Source organism: Bradyrhizobium sp. SZCCHNR1093, from assembly GCF_032381175.1.
Classification (GTDB): Bacteria; Pseudomonadota; Alphaproteobacteria; order Rhizobiales; family Xanthobacteraceae; genus Bradyrhizobium.
On sequence record NZ_JAUHJJ010000002.1, the window covers coordinates 460,920 to 476,798 of the forward strand.

General features: G+C 65.8%; 13 protein-coding genes. 8 read left to right on the forward strand and 5 right to left on the reverse strand.

The window, feature by feature from the left end; genetic code table 11:
• Nucleotides 1-67 precede the first annotated feature (67 nt).
• The 3 genes from QX070_RS07785 to QX070_RS07795 all read left to right on the forward strand — a co-directional run bounded on the left by QX070_RS07785 (nucleotide 68) and on the right by QX070_RS07795 (nucleotide 3,871).
• Complete coding sequence (locus tag QX070_RS07785; protein WP_315736324.1) at nucleotides 68-1,294, forward strand: glycosyltransferase family 87 protein; 1,227 nt, start codon at nucleotides 68-70, stop codon at nucleotides 1,292-1,294.
• A gap of 158 nt (nucleotides 1,295-1,452) precedes the next feature.
• The gene (locus QX070_RS07790; RefSeq protein WP_315736325.1) at nucleotides 1,453-2,127 is read left to right on the forward strand and encodes a helix-turn-helix domain-containing protein; all 675 of its coding nucleotides are present in this window, start codon (nucleotides 1,453-1,455) and stop codon (nucleotides 2,125-2,127) included.
• 130 nt (nucleotides 2,128-2,257) lie between these two features.
• Nucleotides 2,258-3,871 carry a glycosyltransferase family 87 protein gene (locus QX070_RS07795; RefSeq protein ID WP_315736326.1) on the forward strand — a complete coding sequence of 538 codons (1,614 nt, stop codon included), beginning with the start codon at nucleotides 2,258-2,260 and terminating at the stop codon, nucleotides 3,869-3,871.
• A 6-nt stretch (nucleotides 3,872-3,877) separates the two neighbouring features.
• Here QX070_RS07795 and pyk read toward each other — a convergent pair whose 3' ends face one another.
• Both pyk and QX070_RS07805 read right to left on the reverse strand, forming a co-directional pair.
• Nucleotides 3,878-5,314, reverse strand: a complete 1,437-nt coding sequence (pyk, locus tag QX070_RS07800; RefSeq protein ID WP_315736327.1) for a pyruvate kinase — start codon at nucleotides 5,312-5,314, stop codon at nucleotides 3,878-3,880.
• Nucleotides 5,311-5,907, reverse strand: coding sequence for a DUF1036 domain-containing protein (locus QX070_RS07805; protein ID WP_315736328.1), 597 nt, complete (start codon nucleotides 5,905-5,907; stop codon nucleotides 5,311-5,313). Before QX070_RS07805 ends, pyk begins: the two co-directional genes overlap by 4 nt.
• A gap of 200 nt (nucleotides 5,908-6,107) precedes the next feature.
• Between QX070_RS07805 and QX070_RS07810 the strand changes: the two genes are divergently transcribed.
• Together QX070_RS07810 and QX070_RS07815 are read left to right on the forward strand one after the other, a co-directional pair.
• Nucleotides 6,108-6,404, forward strand: a complete 297-nt coding sequence (locus QX070_RS07810; protein ID WP_315736329.1) for a DUF1244 domain-containing protein — start codon at nucleotides 6,108-6,110, stop codon at nucleotides 6,402-6,404.
• Nucleotides 6,405-6,694: 290 nt separating this feature from the next.
• Nucleotides 6,695-6,970 carry a DUF2312 domain-containing protein gene (locus tag QX070_RS07815; RefSeq protein WP_008961835.1) on the forward strand — a complete coding sequence of 92 codons (276 nt, stop codon included), beginning with the start codon at nucleotides 6,695-6,697 and terminating at the stop codon, nucleotides 6,968-6,970.
• 156 nt (nucleotides 6,971-7,126) lie between these two features.
• On the opposite strand, the gene QX070_RS07820 is transcribed toward QX070_RS07815, so the two are convergent.
• The 3 genes from QX070_RS07820 to QX070_RS07830 all read right to left on the reverse strand — a co-directional run bounded on the left by QX070_RS07820 (nucleotide 7,127) and on the right by QX070_RS07830 (nucleotide 12,990).
• Entirely contained in the window at nucleotides 7,127-8,782 is a 1,656-nt protein-coding gene (locus QX070_RS07820) for a DUF882 domain-containing protein (RefSeq protein ID WP_315736330.1), read from the reverse strand.
• Nucleotides 8,783-9,052: 270 nt separating this feature from the next.
• Nucleotides 9,053-11,110, reverse strand: coding sequence for a murein L,D-transpeptidase (locus tag QX070_RS07825; RefSeq protein WP_315737040.1), 2,058 nt, complete (start codon nucleotides 11,108-11,110; stop codon nucleotides 9,053-9,055).
• A 386-nt stretch (nucleotides 11,111-11,496) separates the two neighbouring features.
• Nucleotides 11,497-12,990: a sigma-54 dependent transcriptional regulator gene (locus QX070_RS07830; protein ID WP_315736331.1), complete on the reverse strand. Its 1,494-nt coding sequence runs from the start codon at nucleotides 12,988-12,990 to the stop codon at nucleotides 11,497-11,499.
• A gap of 120 nt (nucleotides 12,991-13,110) precedes the next feature.
• Between QX070_RS07830 and QX070_RS07835 the strand changes: the two genes are divergently transcribed.
• The 3 genes from QX070_RS07835 to QX070_RS07845 all read left to right on the forward strand — a co-directional run bounded on the left by QX070_RS07835 (nucleotide 13,111) and on the right by QX070_RS07845 (nucleotide 15,788).
• Nucleotides 13,111-15,090 carry a M3 family oligoendopeptidase gene (locus QX070_RS07835; protein ID WP_315736332.1) on the forward strand — a complete coding sequence of 660 codons (1,980 nt, stop codon included), beginning with the start codon at nucleotides 13,111-13,113 and terminating at the stop codon, nucleotides 15,088-15,090.
• A gap of 81 nt (nucleotides 15,091-15,171) precedes the next feature.
• On the forward strand, nucleotides 15,172-15,396 hold the full coding sequence (locus tag QX070_RS07840; RefSeq protein WP_015664446.1) for a MazE family transcriptional regulator: 225 nt from the start codon (nucleotides 15,172-15,174) through the stop codon (nucleotides 15,394-15,396).
• Entirely contained in the window at nucleotides 15,393-15,788 is a 396-nt protein-coding gene (locus QX070_RS07845) for a type II toxin-antitoxin system death-on-curing family toxin (protein WP_315736333.1), read from the forward strand. Before QX070_RS07840 ends, QX070_RS07845 begins: the two co-directional genes overlap by 4 nt.
• Nucleotides 15,789-15,879 lie beyond the last annotated feature (91 nt).

The window sequence follows — 15,879 nt, forward strand, 5'->3', positions numbered from 1 at the left end:
CTTCTTCAAGCGTCCCCGCCTATGTCTCGATCGGGAGGCGCCCATGCAGGCGCGGGGCGAGGTCCAGATGGCTGACAATCCTGATGCCGCCGCGATCCCATCGCAGCGTCGTGACGTTCCGCTCGGCCTGTTCGCGGCCTGCTTCGCGCTCGCCTGCATCAACGCCTCGTTCTTCCCGGCCGGGCTGTGGTCGGGCACCTGGATCTGGGACCAGGCGGGTCTCGGCATTCCCACCGATTTCGTTAATGTCTGGGCGGCCGGCAAGCTGGCGCTGCAGGGACATCCGGCGCTGGCCTGGGACTGGGACGTGCAGCGCCAGGTCGAGCTCGACCTGCTGCGGCAGGATTTCCCGGGCTACTTTGCCTGGCACTATCCGCCGCCGTTCCTGTTCGTCGCAGCGTTCCTGGCGCAGTTTCCCTACACGCTCGCCTTCGTCGGCTGGGTCTATGCCAGCTTCGTTCCCTATGCGCTCGCGATGCGCGCGATCGTCGGCCGCGGCTTCGGCCTGCTGCTCGCAGCCGGCTTTCCGGCCCTGTTCTCGAACGCGCTGGTCGGGCAGAACGGATGCCTCACTGCCGCGCTCGTCGGCGGCACGCTCTATCTGCTGCCGGTGCGGCCGGTGCTGGCGGGGATCTGTCTCGGGCTCCTGACCTACAAGCCGCAATATGGCCTGCTCTTCCCGATCGTGCTGATCGCCACCCAGCGCTGGACAGCCTTCGTCTCTGCGAGCGTCACCGCCATCGTTCTGGCGCTGCTGTCATGGCTCGCCTTCGGGCTGGAGAGCTGGCAGGCCTTCTTGCATTGGCTGCCGATGTTCTCGCAGGCGTTCCTGACCGAGGGCAAGGCGACCTGGTGGAAGCTGCAGAGCCTGTTTTCGCTCGTGCGCTATTTCGGCGGCTCGGAAGCGCTTGGCTGGACCTTCCAATGGGTGCTGACCGCAGCCGTTGCGGTCGTGCTGGTGACGCTGTGGCGCAGCCCGGTGCGCTACGCGCTGAAGGCGGCGGCGCTGGCCGTCGGGCTGCTGCTGACGACGCCCTATTTGTTCATGTACGACATGATGGTTCAGGCCATCGCGGTGGCATGGCTGGTGCGGATCGGCCTCGCCGAGGGCTTTCGCCGCTACGAGCTGCCCGCGCTCGGCGGCATCGCGGCGCTTCAGATCACGTTCATGCTGTCCGGGATTCCGCTCGGGCTTGCGGCCAATCTGATCCTGGCCGGCCTGGTGCTGGCGCGCGCCGGCTCGTGGTGGCGTCGGCAGCCGGCGCCCGCCGCGGCGGCGCTCGCGAGCGCCTGACACACTGGTTGGGGCCGGGCAGGGTCATGATTTCCCTTGTCTTCCTTCGTGAACAAGTGTTCAGTTCTTCCTAGCCATTTGTGAGGTCGATCCTCCAAAAACACTGAACCAGCGTTCGCCGGGTGCCCTGGACGAGCGCGTCCGGGACGAGAAACGCCATGGTCTATCGGCGAACCCATCAGGTCGTGAAGCGGCTGGCGGCCCGCCGCAGCGCGATTCTGGCTGCCGCCCGCGAAACCGCCGCGGAAGGCGGCATGTCTGCCGTCCAGATCGCCCCGGTGGCGATCCGGGCCAATGTCGCAGCCGGCACCGTCTATCGCTACTTTCCCTCCAAGGCGGATCTGATCTCGGAGCTGATCGCGGAAGTCTCGCGCGATGAGCTTGCCGCCGCCCGGCGCGCCGCCGATGCCGCTCCCGGTCCATCCTCGGCGCTGGCTGCCGCGGTGTCCACGGTCGCAGTGCACATCCTGTCGCAGCGCAAGCTCGCCTGGGGCATCCTGGCCGAGCCCGTCGACGTCGACGTGACGGCGTCGCGGATCGCGAGCCGCCGCGAGATCGTCGGCGAGATCGCCTCGCGGATCGACGCGGCCGTCCGTGCTGGCCATCTTCCGGCGCAGGACACCCAGTTGGCCGCGACCGCGCTGCTCGGCGCGCTGCACGAGGCGCTGGTGGGGCCGCTGGCGACCGAGAATCCCGACGACCCTGCCAAGCTCCGCGACACGGTTCAGGCGGTCACCCTGCTGGCGCTGCGCGCGGTCGGCGTCATGGATGCGCGTGCGCGCGGTCTCGTCGTGCAGGCCGTGCTGCCGGTCAGGAGCCTGGTCGGCGCGTAGTCAGCGCCACCATGCCTTACCCTTCGGACGCAAGGCCGCGCTTAAGCAAGGATTCACCCGTCGCGGCGATGGTGAGGCTGGCGTGCCGCGAGAGCACCGCCTTGCCCCACTCCAGGTGCCTCCTCAGACGATGTCGATTGCACGCAACCCTCTGGCGACGCGCCTCGTCATCGCCGGATCGGCCGCCGCCGGCGCTGTCTATGCATATCTCGCCGGCGAGGACATCAACTGGGACTGGCAGAACTATCACGACTATGCCGGCTTCGCGCTGCTGCATGGCCGCTTCGACATCGACGTCGCGCCTGGCGGCTTTCAGAGCTTCCTCAATCCGCTGATCTACCTGCTGCCTTACGCGGTCCGCCACGGGCTCGATGCGCCGTGGTGGGGCGTCGCGCTGGGCGCGCTGCACGGCCTCAATCTCGCGCTGGTCTATTGGGTTGCGCGCGTGCTGCTCCGGCGCGCGGCTGACGCGTTCACGCTCAGCGCCGCGCTCATCATCGCTGCCCTCAGTCCGATGGCGCTGTCCGAGGTCGGCACCAGCTTCGCCGACATTCTCACGACCATTCCGATCCTCGCCGGCATCGCGCTGATCTTCGGGGAGGACGATGAGCGCGGCCGACGTTTCGTCGCCGCTGGCCTGCTGATCGGCGCGGCCACGGGACTGAAGCTCACCAATGCGACGTTTCTGGCCGGAGCCGGCGTGTCGCTGCTGCTGGTGGCGCGGCCGTGGCGCGCGATCGTCGCATTCGGCGCGGGCAGTTCGGCCGGCGTGATCGTGACCGCGGGGCCGTGGGCATTGAAGATGGCGCGCGACTACGGCAGCCCGCTGTTTCCATTCTACAACACGATCTTCCGCTCGCCCGAAGCGCCGCAGGCCTCGATCGTCGATACGCGCTTCATGCCGCAGGGACTGCTCGATGCGCTCGCCTATCCGTTCTACTGGGTGATCGGCAAGCATCCCTCGTCGGAATGGCCGTTCCGCGATCCGCGTTTCGCCGTCGTGATCGTGCTGCTCATCGCGCTGATCGTCACCGGCCTGTGGCAGCGGCGCGAGGTGCTGCCGCTGCGCGACCGGCGCCTCCTGATCTTCTTCTGGCTCAGCTACGTCCTGTGGATGCTGGCCTTCTCGATCCAGCGCTATCTGATGCCGCTCGAGCTGTTGTCGGCGCCGCTGATCGTGCTGCTGCTCATCCGCCTGGTCGATGCTTGGCGTGCAGACGCTGGGCCGGTCGCGTCACCATCGCGGCGGATGACGCAGGCCGTCACGGTGATGGCCGCGCTCGGCATCGCGCTGGCGTCGCAGCCGACCGACTGGATGCGGCGGCCATGGTCCGATCCCTACCGGCCGCAGCTCGCGGCGGACCTGCAACGTCCCGCGACGTTCCTGCTGCTGCAGAAGCCGCTCGGCTACGTCACGTCGTTCCTGCCACAGGGCTCGCGCGTCTATCAGTTGTCCGAGCTCGTGGTGCCGATCGTGTCCGGCGGCGTGCTGGACCGCCGGGTTCGCAACGGCCTGGCCAATCCGCTGCCGGGAGGCGTGTGGGCGCTGTATTTCTCCAAGAGCCCGGCCGACAACCCGCCGCGGCTCGAGGTGCTTGCGGACTATGATCTCCAGATCGATGCGTCGCGTGGCTGCGAGCGCATCCCCGGCGCCGCCGGCATTGCCATCGAGGCCTGTCCGGTGATCGCGCGGGCCAAGCCCCCGTCCACGGCCGGACTGGGCGCGATCGATAGGACCCAATAGGTCGTCTCAGATATGGGCGTCGCTCGACGGCCCGACATAGGCGATGCGCACCATGTTCGTGGTGCCGGGTGTGCCGAGCGGCACGCCGGCGACGATGATGACGCGCTGTCCGGCGCGGACGAAGCCGTCGCGGAAGGCAATCGAGCCGGCGCGCTCGACCATGTCGTCCTGGTCGCGCGCGTCCTCGGCCACCACGCAGTGCACGCCCCACACGACCGACAGGCGGCGTCCGGTTGCCAGGTTCGGGGTGATCGCGACCACCGGCGGCTTTGGCCGCTCGCGCGCGACGCGGATCGCGGTGGAGCCGGACGAGGTCCAGCAGATGATCGTAGGAAGATCGAGATTCTCGGCGATCCGCCGTGCGGCCTCGGCGATCGCATCGCCCGCGGTCGATTCCGGCTCGGGACGCTGCGCCGCGATCACCGAGCGATAGACCACGTCGCGCTCGACCTCCTCGCCAATGCGGTTCATGGTCGAGACCGCCTCGACCGGGTATTTGCCGGCGGCCGACTCGGCCGACAGCATGATCGCGTCGGCGCCTTCATAGACCGCAGTGGCGACGTCGGAGACCTCGGCGCGCGTCGGCACCGGCGACTGGATCATCGATTCCAGCATCTGTGTCGCGACCACCACCGGCTTGCCGGCGCGGCGCGCCAGCCGCGTCATCTGCTTCTGCAGGCCGGGCACGCGTTCCAGCGGCAGCTCGACACCAAGGTCGCCGCGCGCCACCATCAAAGCATCGGAGACGTCGACGATGTCGTTGAGCCGGTCGATCGCCTGCGGCTTCTCGATCTTCGACATCACGGCGGCGCGGCCGCGGATGATCTTCTTGGCTTCCAGCACGTCGTCGGCGCGCTGCACGAAGGACAGCGCGATCCAGTCGATGCCGATGTTCAAGGCTGCATCGAGGTCGGCCCGGTCCTTCGGCGTCATCGCCGAGACCGGCAGGTCGGTGTCCGGTAGGCTCACGCCCTTGCGGTCGGACATCTTGCCGCCGATCACGACCCGGGTGACGGCGCGGGTTGGCGAGGTCTCCTCGGCGATCAGCCGCACCTTGCCGTCATCCAGCAGCAGCGCATGTCCCGGCTGCAGGGCGGCCAGGATTTCCGGATGCGGCAGATGGACCCGCGTCGCATCGCCCGGTGTCTTGTCGGAATCGAGCACGAAGCTCTGGCCGTTGTTGAGCTGAACCGGGCCGTCGGCGAAGGTGCCGAGCCTGAGCTTCGGACCCTGAAGATCGACCAGAATGCCGATCGGGCGGCCGTAGCTCGCTTCGACGCTGCGGATCGTCGTCACCAGCTCCCGCAGCTTGTCGTGCGGGGTGTGGCTCATGTTGATCCTGAATATGTCGGCCCCGGCCTCGAACAGCTTGCGAATCATCGCGCTGTCCGAGGAGGCGGGGCCGAGCGTCGCGAGGATCTTGATGCGTCGCAGCCGCCTCATGGCTTGGGTGCTTGCCCTGGCGGCAGGGCCGGTGCGGCTGCCGGCGGCGCACCTTGCGGCCCATTGGGCAGACCTGGAACGTTGCCTCCGGGTCCCAACGTACCGGGAATTCCGGGCACGCGCTGCTGCGCCGGCTGCTCATTGGCCTCCGTGAGCTGCACCGTCCAGGCGCGCTGGTCGCCGGTGTCGACCTCGAAGAAGCCGGTGCGGTCGAAGCCACGCGCCAGGCAATTGTCGGTGCCCTTGATGGTGAATTCCTTGTCGCGCGAGCACATGAAGGCCTGTCCCGACCATTCACCGCCGCGGTCATAGTCGAGCGCGTAGATGTAATAATAGCGTGCCACCAGCGTGCCCTTGAGAAGGGTCTCGCAGCTGCGTGACGACACGTTCCACCAGCCCTCCGTGGTCCAGCCTTCGGCGTCCTTGTAGCCGAGGGCGATCCCGACCCGGCTGGAGGTGTTGTTGCAGAGCCGGAAATCGGCGGCCGCCGGAGTGGACGACAGACAGAGCGCGGCCAGCCCAAGCAGCGAAAGCAGTCCGTAGCCAGGGCGGAAGGGATTGCGATGCAGGAGAGAGGAGATTTTGGGGATCATTGCGCGACGCTATATCAACCGTTGAACGATGTCGCTGGGCTTGGCTGCGGCTGTCAACGCCATGACGATCTCGTGCGAAGCCGCTGCGATCCAGCGCCTCGCTCCTCCTGACCGCGCTGCGATATGGCCAAATCTGCGACGAAGCCTCATTATATAGCAGACATCCGTCATGGCGCGGAACAGGGAACAAAGAGATGACGATGGACAGCACCACCCGGACCGAACTCGAAGCCGCCGCCTTTCGCCGGCTCGTCGAGCATCTGCGGACCAGAACCGACGTTCAGAACATCGATCTGATGAATCTGGCGGGGTTCTGCCGCAACTGCCTCTCCAACTGGCTGAAGGACGCCGCCGACGCCCAGGGGGCGCCGATGACCAAGGACGAGAGCCGCGAGGCGGTCTATGGCATGCCTTACGAGGAATGGAAGGCGAAGTACCAGCGCGAGGCCAGCGCCGAGCAGCGCGAAGCCTTCAAGAAGGCGCATCCGGGCCACTGATTCCGAAACGAGCGCGCAGGAGACGCGCTTTACTGCCGTTCGCGCGCGAGCCCAGACTTGGCAGGGGCTTCGAAGGCGAATCGGGTCCTGCGCAGGATGGTGACGAAACACAAGTGGCGCGGCCGGCTTGCGTGGGCTTCACGCTGCGCAGGCCAACAAGATGTGGGCCGCTCTGTGGATGAGGGCGATGTCGCCTTGACGCGGGGCACGCCAGATTTGAGGGTCGCGGCGAACATGTAGCGCCCTTTGGCGCCTTCCTTGGACACACGAGTTCCACTCAGGAGTATCAGATGGCCACCTCCGCCGCCGCGAAGGACGACGACTCGCCCGCGACCCGCTTTGCCGTAGACCAGCTCAAGTCGATTATCGAGCGGATCGAGCGTCTCGAGGAGGAGAAGAAGGCGATCTCCGAAGACATCAAGGACGTCTACGCCGAGAGCAAGGGCAATGGCTTCGACGTTAAGGCGCTGCGCACGATCATCCGGCTGCGCAAGCAGGACCCGAACGAGCGCCAGGAAGAGGAAAGCATCCTCGAGACCTATATGCAGGCGCTCGGAATGATCTGAGCAGCCGGCCTCGCTCACCTGGAGCAGACCTCGGCTGCCCCTGACGGGGCATTCGCTTTCTCCCGGTTCGCCTCGGCGCGCCGGCGGCATGCGGCCATCGACGCTGCACTCCAGCTCGTCAATGCCGAGGAGAACGACGAACCGGCTGTCGCGGCGTCAGCGCAAGGCTGCCGCGCGCATGGCGAAGGATTTGGTTTCGAGCTTGATGATCGCCGGCCCTGTGAACTGATCGTAGCTCAGTCCCGGCGTCGGCTCGGCGGTGAAGCTCATCGCCAGCGCGACCTGCGGTTTGACGAAATAGCTGCGCATCACGGTGAGGTCCACGTCGCCCATTTTCGTCACGGACATCGATGACGATGCGCTCGGCGTCAGCATGATGGCCCGCATCCAGGTCGAATCGGGGGCCTTGGCCGCCGAGATTCGCGTCGCCATCGTGATGGCGCCGTCCTGACCTTGGCCGTTCTTCGCGGCCGCGGGGGCGGCCTCAGGCACCGGCGCGACGCTGCGGGTCGCCGGGCGGGAGTTTCGCACCGGGATGGGGGCCGTGGAGGCGACATTGGCGCGATCGAGCGGAGAGGAGGCCGGGGGTGCGAAGGCCATGGCCTGCATCAGGCTTGCGGTCTGCTGCTGATCGATCGATGACAGCGCACGGCGTGCCGTGATCGCGGCAACCTGCTCGGGGGTGGCCTGCTTCGGCGTGCCGGGATTGTCACCCCAGAAGCCGCGCGAATTGATGATGTCGGCGACGCTCTGCGGCGCGCCGTCCCTGGATTTGCTGCCGACGGCGCTTGTCGTTTCGGACTTCGTCTCGGGCTTGGTCGCCGCGGGCTGAGCGGCAGATTGCGCATCCGCGGAGGCCAATTGCAGGGCATTGGCGATCTTGCCGCGCGTGGTGGCGGCTTTGCTGTCCACCGATCGCTCGACGGTCCGGCCGTCCTTGTCGGAGCTCTTGTCAGCCGGCTTCGCGGCGAGTGCCGCGGTCTGGACCGGCTTGGCGTCGGCCTTGCTCTCGCTCTCGCCAGACTCCTCGTCATCCTCGCTCGGACGACCGCGGAACAGCCTTGCAAACAGGTTGGGGCGGCTGGACGACGCGTCATCGCCATTGCCGCGTTTCTCGATCTCGGCCTTGGCCAGCTCATAGCCCTTGAGCGGAACGCCGTTGCTCGGCACGTGAACGGTCTTGCCGTCCGGGAACACGCGGGCGAGCTGGTCAGCCGTCATCCGCGGCCAGTGCCGGATGTTGCCGGTGTCGAGGTGCACGAAGGGCGAGCCGGAAGTCGGGTAGAAGCCGACGCCGCCGCGCTGCAGGCGCAGGCCAGCGAAGCGGATCTGCTCCAGCGGCACGTTCGGAATGTAGAAATCCATCGCGTGGCCCAGCATGTGCTGGCTGTGCCGCGCCACCCCGGAATGCGCCGAGCGACGGCGCAGCATCGAGTTGGTGGCGGGCGACCGGTACGACGAGATGATCTGGATCGGCTGCTTGGCGTCGACGTCGCGATAGACCTCCCAGAGGATGTCGAACAGGCGGCGGTCCATGACCGTCTCGTCCTGGGTACGCCAGTCGCGGAGGAAGTGATTGAGCTTCTTCAGCGCGTCTTCGTCATAGCGGCCCTCGCGCTTGAAGGTGACCGTCAGGTCCTCGCCGGAATGGGTGTGGTGGAAGGAGAGGGTGTGGGTTTCATTCAGCGCCGCCGCGTCATGCACCGAGCCGGCGCCGATGAGTAGCAGCAGCGCCGCCAGCCCGCATTGGCATCCAGCCTTCCAACCCGCCCTCGTGAGCGAAACAGATTGGCGCGCGAAAACAGACAGCAAGATGCAGCCACCCCGTCGACGAGCGTTTACTCGATGACCCTCTTGCGGCCCGTCCGGCGGAAGAGAGAGGAAACGCTTACCTAAGGCGGGATGGTTAAGGGATACTGACCGACCCGCCCCCCAATTACCCTTAACATATACTCTTGAGTGTGGCGAAAAAGAGCCATCGAATCTTGGTTGATCATTGTGGTTAACCTAAAGCAAAGGCCCCGCCGATCGGCGAGGCCTTTGATCTCAAGATGGAAATTTTGACCGTGATCGGCGGCCTGATCAGCGGGTGAAGACCCGCCGGGCAGGGCGGCCGACCGGCGCCGGCGGCGTCGGCAGGCCACCGCCGCCGAACAGGCGCTCGAAGAAGTTCGGGCCGGAGGAGAAGCTGTTGTCGCTGATGTTGACCGAGTTCGGCAGCGGCCCCTTCGGACGCGCGTAGCTCGGTTGGGCGTGGGCGACGACGTTCTCGAGATCCTTGCCGCGGTTGTTCTTCAGGATCGAGATCATGGTCGCGTCGCGGCCATAGATGTCCTTGCGGAATTGCAGCTTGCCGGCATCGTCGACGAAGGCGGTCTGGTAGGTGATGTTGACCGGGATCGGCGTCGGGAATTTCAGGTCGATCTCGCTGCGGCCGTACATGCTGCGGATGCGCTCGGGCGTGTAGCGCTCGTTCGGCATGGTGATGTTGAGCAGGACCGACGCGTACTGATCCGGATACTGCACGCGCATGCAGCCATGGCTGAAGGCGCGCTCGTCACGGGCGAACAGGTTCTTGTCCGGCGTGTCGTGCTGATAGACCAGGAACTTGTTCGGGAAGTTGAAGCGGATGCGGCCGAGCGCGTTGGCCTCGCCCGGCGGCTGCGAGATGTGGATCGAGCCGTCGCGCGCGCGCTCCAGCCGCAGGCCCATGCGGTCGAGCACGGTCGGATCCTGCTGCAACGCCGGCAGATACTCGTTGTAGATGATCGACGGCGGCACGTTCCAGGTCGGATTGACCGTGATGAACTTCATCGTCTCGCTGAGCAACGGCGTCGCATGCTGCCCCGGCTTGCCGGTCACCACGCGGGTGGTCCACACCTGCGCGCCGTGCTGCATCACCTTCAGCGTGTAGTCGGGGATGTTGAGGATCACATAAGCGTCGCCGATCGCGGGCGCTCCGAGGTCGCGCGGCAGCCAGCGCCAGCGCTCCATGTTGACGAGGACCGTATCGATCTGCTTGTCGCGCTTGGGCGTGTTGAGCGCCTTCACGGTGCGGTCGTCGAGCACCCCGGTCGGCTTGAGGTCGACGCTTTCCTGGAACTTGCGGACGGCGGCGGCGACCTTGGCGTCATAGCGGATGTCGTCGGCGTTCTCGGTGATGCCGAGCTTGGCGCGCAGCTTGGGCACGCGCGGGTCGGACATCTGCGCCTCGGCCTCCGGCGCATTCTTGCCGCGGGCAGGGGCGTATTTCAGCGGCTGGCCGTCGTCGATGATAACAGGCGCGCCGTCGCTGACGCCGCGCAGCTCGGCGAGCTTGGCCTTCAGCAGCTTGTAGAGCTTGTGCGGCGGGTTGTAGCTCTCCAGCGCCGCGGAGGCATCCTTTGCGCCGGTGACGTTGGCCAGCACCTCGTTCGGATCGACCGGATGCTCGGGATATTGGATATCCGCTGAGACCTGCGACCAGTGCATGCGGCCGCTCTGCGCCTGGCGCGCGTAGTCCATCATGCTCTCGGTGAGTCTGAGATCCGCCTCCGCCAGCGCGTCCGGTGCGGAGGCTGCGGCTGCGAAATCCGGCACCGGATAGTCGCCGGGATTGAGGCCATCGGCTGCTGCATCCCTGAGACGGGCGATGACGCCCTTCGCGGCGGCTGTCAGATTGCCGCCCTGGGTCCAGATCGGCGCGTAGTCGCGGCCAGTGTAGAATTTCTCGACGGCGGCGCGTTCGGCCTTGCGGTCGAAATACCTTGTCGCCTTGCTCGCCATCAGGTCGCGCAGACGGTCGGCAACGGGCTGGTCGGCGGCGGGAACGGTGCTGGCGGCCTTGACCGGGTCTGGGACCGTCGCGGTCGCAGGGGCCGCTGCCGGCGGCGTGGCGACGGTTTTGGCGGGATCGGCCGCAGGCGCCGCGGCAGAGTCGAGCGGCTTGGTCGTCGTCTCGGGCGACTTGGCCTGGTCGGGCGACACGGTGGCGGTGGTGTCGAGTTTGAAGTCACTGGCGGTCGGCGGCGGCACGTTGGCCGGCTCGGGGAACGGGATCGCCGCATCGATGGCGAGCTCGGCCGCGCTGTTGCGGGGCGGACCGCTCTGGGCGAAAGCAGAGGTCGAGGACACCGCGAGGAAGGTCGCCGCGACAGCCATGAGCACGCGGTCATATCCGCCACGGGTGGTCACACAATCTCGCATCATCAATCCCTCGGATGATCTGTCCCGGCTGGAACAGGGGTAACAAGGTCGATCCGCCAGCTTCGGCGCGGGTACCGCCTGTGAGGATGGTTCACATCTGCACGCAATGATTCACGCCCAAACGATACTCAAGCCCCATTTCTGCGGCCAGCGCCACACGGGACAACTCACGACAAACTGACTCTTGGGAAACCCCGGCCAAACCGATCGTGCGTTTGTGCCACGCGTTATTTCCTTTGTCTGTCACCGCAAGGCAACGGTTCAGATGTTCCAGTGTTGCCAAGACTTGCGGCCTTTTTCGGACGACAGCCAAGCGCAACCATGGTGCGGATCCGAGCGGCTCAGCCGAGCGGCGGGCTTTCCGTCGTGGGGGTCTCGTCATTGGCTTCGTCGAGCTTGCGGTAGAGCGTCGAGCGTCCGATTTTGAGGCGGCGCGCCACCTCCGACATCTGGCCGCGGTAATGGGCGATGGCGAAGCGGATGATCTCATGCTCCATCTCCTCGAGCGGCCGCACCTCGCCGCTTGCGGTGAGCAGCGGCAGGAACCCGTGCGAGGGCAGAGGGGCAATGGGGACTTCACTTCCCGGCACCATCGCAGGCAGCGCCGGAACAGGCCGCTCCACGGTGAGGGCCGGCGCAGGCTCCACCGGCGGTGCGTGGGTGGGAATCAGCGGAAAATCGGCCACGCCGAGCTGGTCACTCTCGCCCATGACGACGGCGCGGTAGACCGCGTTTTCCAACTGGCGGATATTGCCGGGCCAGTCGAGCTTGGTCAGATAGGCGACGGCCTCGCCGGCGATGCCCGAAATGGCGCGGTTCTCCTCAGCCGCAAACCGCGCGAGGAAATGCCGCAACAGATGCGGGATGTCCTCGCGGCGGGTGCGCAGCGGCGGAACGGTGAGCGGTAGCACATGCAGCCGGTAGAACAGATCCTCGCGGAAGTGGCCCTCCTTGACGCGGTCAAGCAGCCTGCGATTGGTCGCCGAGATGATGCGGACGTCGACCTTGACCGGCTTGCGGCCGCCGACGGCTTCCACGGCGCCCTCCTGCAGGGCGCGCAGCAGCTTGACCTGGGCGGTAAGCGGCAGCTCCGAGACCTCATCGAGGAACAGCGTGCCGCCATGGGCTTCGACGAACTTGCCCATGTGACGCTCGGTCGCGCCGGTGAATGCGCCCTTCTCGTGACCGAACAGGATCGATTCCACCAGATTGTCCGGGATCGCGCCGCAATTGACGGCAACGAACGGTTTCGTCTTGCGCTCGCTGGTGCCGTGGATGGCGCGGGCGAACAGCTCCTTGCCGACGCCTGATTCGCCTTCGATCAGCACCGGGATCGACGAGGCCGCGGCCTTCTCGGCGATGCGCAGGATCGGCGCCATCGCCTCCGCGCGGGTGATGATGTCGGCGAAGGTCAGGCGCCCTTCGCGGCTGTGCCGGATGCGCTGCAACTCGCCCTTCAAGGCCGAGGTATTGAGCGCATTACGCAACGAGACCTGGAGCCGCTCGATGCCGACCGGCTTGACGACGAAGTCCTGCGCGCCGGCGCGCATTGCGGAGACGACGTTGTCGATGCCGCCATGCGCGGTCTGCACGATCACGGGTATCGAGATCCCCATCTCGCGCATCTTGGAGAGGACACCCATGCCGTCGAGGCCGGGCATCACGAGATCGAGCACGATGGCGTCGATGGGGCCGGCGTCAGGATTCGTCAGCTTCTCGATGACGGCATCGCCGGTCTCGACGACGACCGCCTCGTAGCCGCATTTCTGCACCATGTTCTCCACCAGCCGGCGCTGGACCGGATCATCATCGGCAATCAAAATGCTGGCAGCCATGGCTTTCCTTGCACGCTACGACTATCTGTCTCGAATCGGGGCACTCTCGCCGACGCCGATTAACGCAACCTTAAACCTCGCTGATCGGGATACACGTTCGAACAACAGGTTACCCATCCGATGACCTCGCGCGCTTCTTCTGCCCTTCGCAAGCCGACCAGATCCGCCCCCCAGACCAAATCCGCCAAGACCAAATCCAACAAGGCCAAGCCGGCCAAGAAGCCCGCGTCAAAGCCGAAGCCGGTAGAGGTCAAGGCTGCGCGCGGTGCGACGGCCAAATCATCGGCCAAACCGGCAAAGAAGGCCGTCGCGGCAAAGGCCGGCATCGGCGTGCTGCCCGAATGGAATCTCGGCGACCTTTATATGGGCATCGACGCCCCTGAGATCGCTCACGATCTCGCGAAGATGGATTCCGAATGCGTCGCGTTTGAGACCGACTACAAGGGCAAGCTCGCCGAGCATGTCGCGCGCGAGGATGGCGGCGAATGGCTCGCAGAAGCCGTGCGGCGCTACGAGGCGATCGACGATCTCGCCGGGAGGCTCGGTTCGTTCGCCGGTCTTGCGCATGCCGGCGACAGCGTCGATCCGGCGATCTCCAAATTCTACGGCGACATCTCGGAGCGGCTGACGGCGGCGTCGACGCATCTGCTGTTCTTTCCGCTCGAGCTCAACCGCATCGACGACGGCGTTATCGAGCGCGCGATGGAGACGCCCGCGCTCGGCCATTACCGGCCGTGGATCGAGGACCTGCGCAAGGACAAGCCGTATCAGCTCGAGGACCGCGTCGAGCAGCTGTTCCACGAAAAATCGCAGACCGGCTATTCGGCTTGGAACAGGTTGTTCGACCAGACCATCGCTGGCCTGCGGTTTCAGGTCGGAGGTAAGGAGCTCGCGATCGAGCCGACGCTGAATTTCCTGCAGGACCGCGACGGCGCCAAGCGCAAGGCGGCCGCCGAGGCGCTGGCAAAAACCTTCAAGGCCAATGAGCGCACCTTCGCGCTGATCACCAACACGCTCGCCAAGGACAAGGACATCTCGGACCGCTGGCGCGGTTTCCAGGATGTCGCCGACTCCCGCCACTTGAACAATCGCGTCGAGCGCGAGGTGGTCGATGCACTGGTGGCCTCGGTGCGCGCGGCCTATCCGAAGCTGTCGCATCGCTACTACCAGCTCAAGGCGCGCTGGTTCAAAAAGAAGAAGCTGGCGCATTGGGACCGCAATGCGCCGCTGCCCTTCGCCGCCAATGCCACCATTGCGTGGCCGGAGGCCAAGAGCATGGTGCTGACGGCCTATCGCGGCTTCTCGCCGGAGATGGCCGACATCGCGCAGCGCTTCTTCGACCAGAGCTGGATCGATGCGCCGGTGCGGCCCGGCAAGGCGCCGGGAGCGTTCTCGCATCCGACCACGCCGTCGGCGCATCCCTATGTGCTGATGAACTATCAGGGCAAGCCGCGTGACGTCATGACGCTCGCGCATGAGCTCGGCCACGGCGTGCACCAGGTGCTGGCGGCGAGGCAAGGCGCGCTGATGGCGCCGACGCCGCTGACCTTGGCGGAGACCGCGAGCGTGTTCGGCGAGATGCTGACGTTCAAGCGGCTGCTATCCGAGACCAAGGACGCCAGGCAGCGTCAGGCGCTGCTCGCCGGCAAGGTCGAGGACATGATCAACACCGTGGTGCGGCAGATCGCGTTCTATTCGTTCGAGCGCGCGGTGCATACCGAGCGCAAGAACGGCGAGCTGACCGCCGAGCGGCTCGGGCAGCTCTGGCTCTCGGTGCAGACCGAGAGTCTCGGCGAGGCGATCGAGATCAAGCCGGGCTACGAAAACTTCTGGATGTACATCCCGCACTTCATCCATTCGCCGTTCTACGTCTACGCCTATGCGTTCGGCGACTGCCTCGTGAACTCGCTCTATGCGGTCTACGAGCACGCCGCCGAGGGGTTTGCCGAGCGCTATCTGGCGATGCTCGCGGCCGGCGGCACCAAGCATTATTCCGAACTGCTCAAGCCGTTCGGCCTGGACGCCAAGGACCCCAAATTCTGGGACGGCGGTCTCTCAGTCATCGCCGGCATGATCGACGAGCTGGAGGCGATGGGGTAGGGGCGTAAAACATTTGTTGAACGGATTGAAGAGGTGCGTTATACATTTGTATAACGCGCCTCTTTTTCGGAGCGGCCTGCTATGAAGATCGAAATCAAGAAGATCGGCAATTCCGACGGCCTGCTGTTGCCGCGCGAACTGATGCAGCGGCTCGATCTCAAACGCGGTCAGCAACTGCACATCGTCGAATTGCCCGGCGGCGGCTTCCAGGCGCTGCCCTATGATCCGGATTTCGAGCGGACGATGGAGATCGCGGACGAGATCATGGATGAGTATCGCGACACCCTGGCCGCGCTCGCCAAATGAGCGAGCAGCAGGGGCCGCTTTGGATCACCTACGAGCAGGCCGTCGCGATCCACGCCCGACAGTTGCGCCGCTTCGGCGGCGCGCCCGGGCCGCGCGACGAGGGCATGCTCCGCTCGGCCCTGGAGCGGCCCATTAACAAATGGAGCTATGAGCAGGCGACGCTTCCCGAGCTTGCCGCAGCCTATGCATTCGGACTGGCCAAGAACCACGCTTTCGTAGACGGCAATAGGCGGATCGCCTTCATGGCGATGATGACGTTTCTGCGGAGAAACGAAATCGCGTTCGCGCCCGAGCCGGCTCAGGCCACCGCCATGATCCTCGCCCTCGCTGCCGGCGAGGTCAGCGAGGCCAGCCTGACGCGCTGGATCCGTGACAATTGGCCTCGCCAATAGGGCGATCGGAAAACGCGATAAAACTGCCTTGCATGCCAGCCGTTGCCCTTGCATCGGCTTTGGGGTATGCGACCTTAACAAAGCATATTTC

Bases quoted from the DNA above. Each gene is read 5' to 3' on its own strand.
- QX070_RS07785 (WP_315736324.1), top strand. From the start codon at position 68: ATGGCTGACAATCCTGATGCCGCCGCGATCCCATCGCAGCGTCGTGAC.
- QX070_RS07790 (WP_315736325.1), top strand. From the start codon at position 1,453: ATGGTCTATCGGCGAACCCATCAGGTCGTGAAGCGGCTGGCGGCCCGC.
- QX070_RS07795 (WP_315736326.1), top strand. From the start codon at position 2,258: ATGTCGATTGCACGCAACCCTCTGGCGACGCGCCTCGTCATCGCCGGA.
- pyk (WP_315736327.1), bottom strand. From the start codon at position 5,314: ATGAGGCGGCTGCGACGCATCAAGATCCTCGCGACGCTCGGCCCCGCC.
- QX070_RS07805 (WP_315736328.1), bottom strand. From the start codon at position 5,907: ATGATCCCCAAAATCTCCTCTCTCCTGCATCGCAATCCCTTCCGCCCT.
- QX070_RS07810 (WP_315736329.1), top strand. From the start codon at position 6,108: ATGGACAGCACCACCCGGACCGAACTCGAAGCCGCCGCCTTTCGCCGG.
- QX070_RS07815 (WP_008961835.1), top strand. From the start codon at position 6,695: ATGGCCACCTCCGCCGCCGCGAAGGACGACGACTCGCCCGCGACCCGC.
- QX070_RS07825 (WP_315737040.1), bottom strand. From the start codon at position 11,110: ATGGCTGTCGCGGCGACCTTCCTCGCGGTGTCCTCGACCTCTGCTTTC.
- QX070_RS07830 (WP_315736331.1), bottom strand. From the start codon at position 12,990: ATGGCTGCCAGCATTTTGATTGCCGATGATGATCCGGTCCAGCGCCGG.
- QX070_RS07835 (WP_315736332.1), top strand. From the start codon at position 13,111: ATGACCTCGCGCGCTTCTTCTGCCCTTCGCAAGCCGACCAGATCCGCC.
- QX070_RS07840 (WP_015664446.1), top strand. From the start codon at position 15,172: ATGAAGATCGAAATCAAGAAGATCGGCAATTCCGACGGCCTGCTGTTG.
- QX070_RS07845 (WP_315736333.1), top strand. From the start codon at position 15,393: ATGAGCGAGCAGCAGGGGCCGCTTTGGATCACCTACGAGCAGGCCGTC.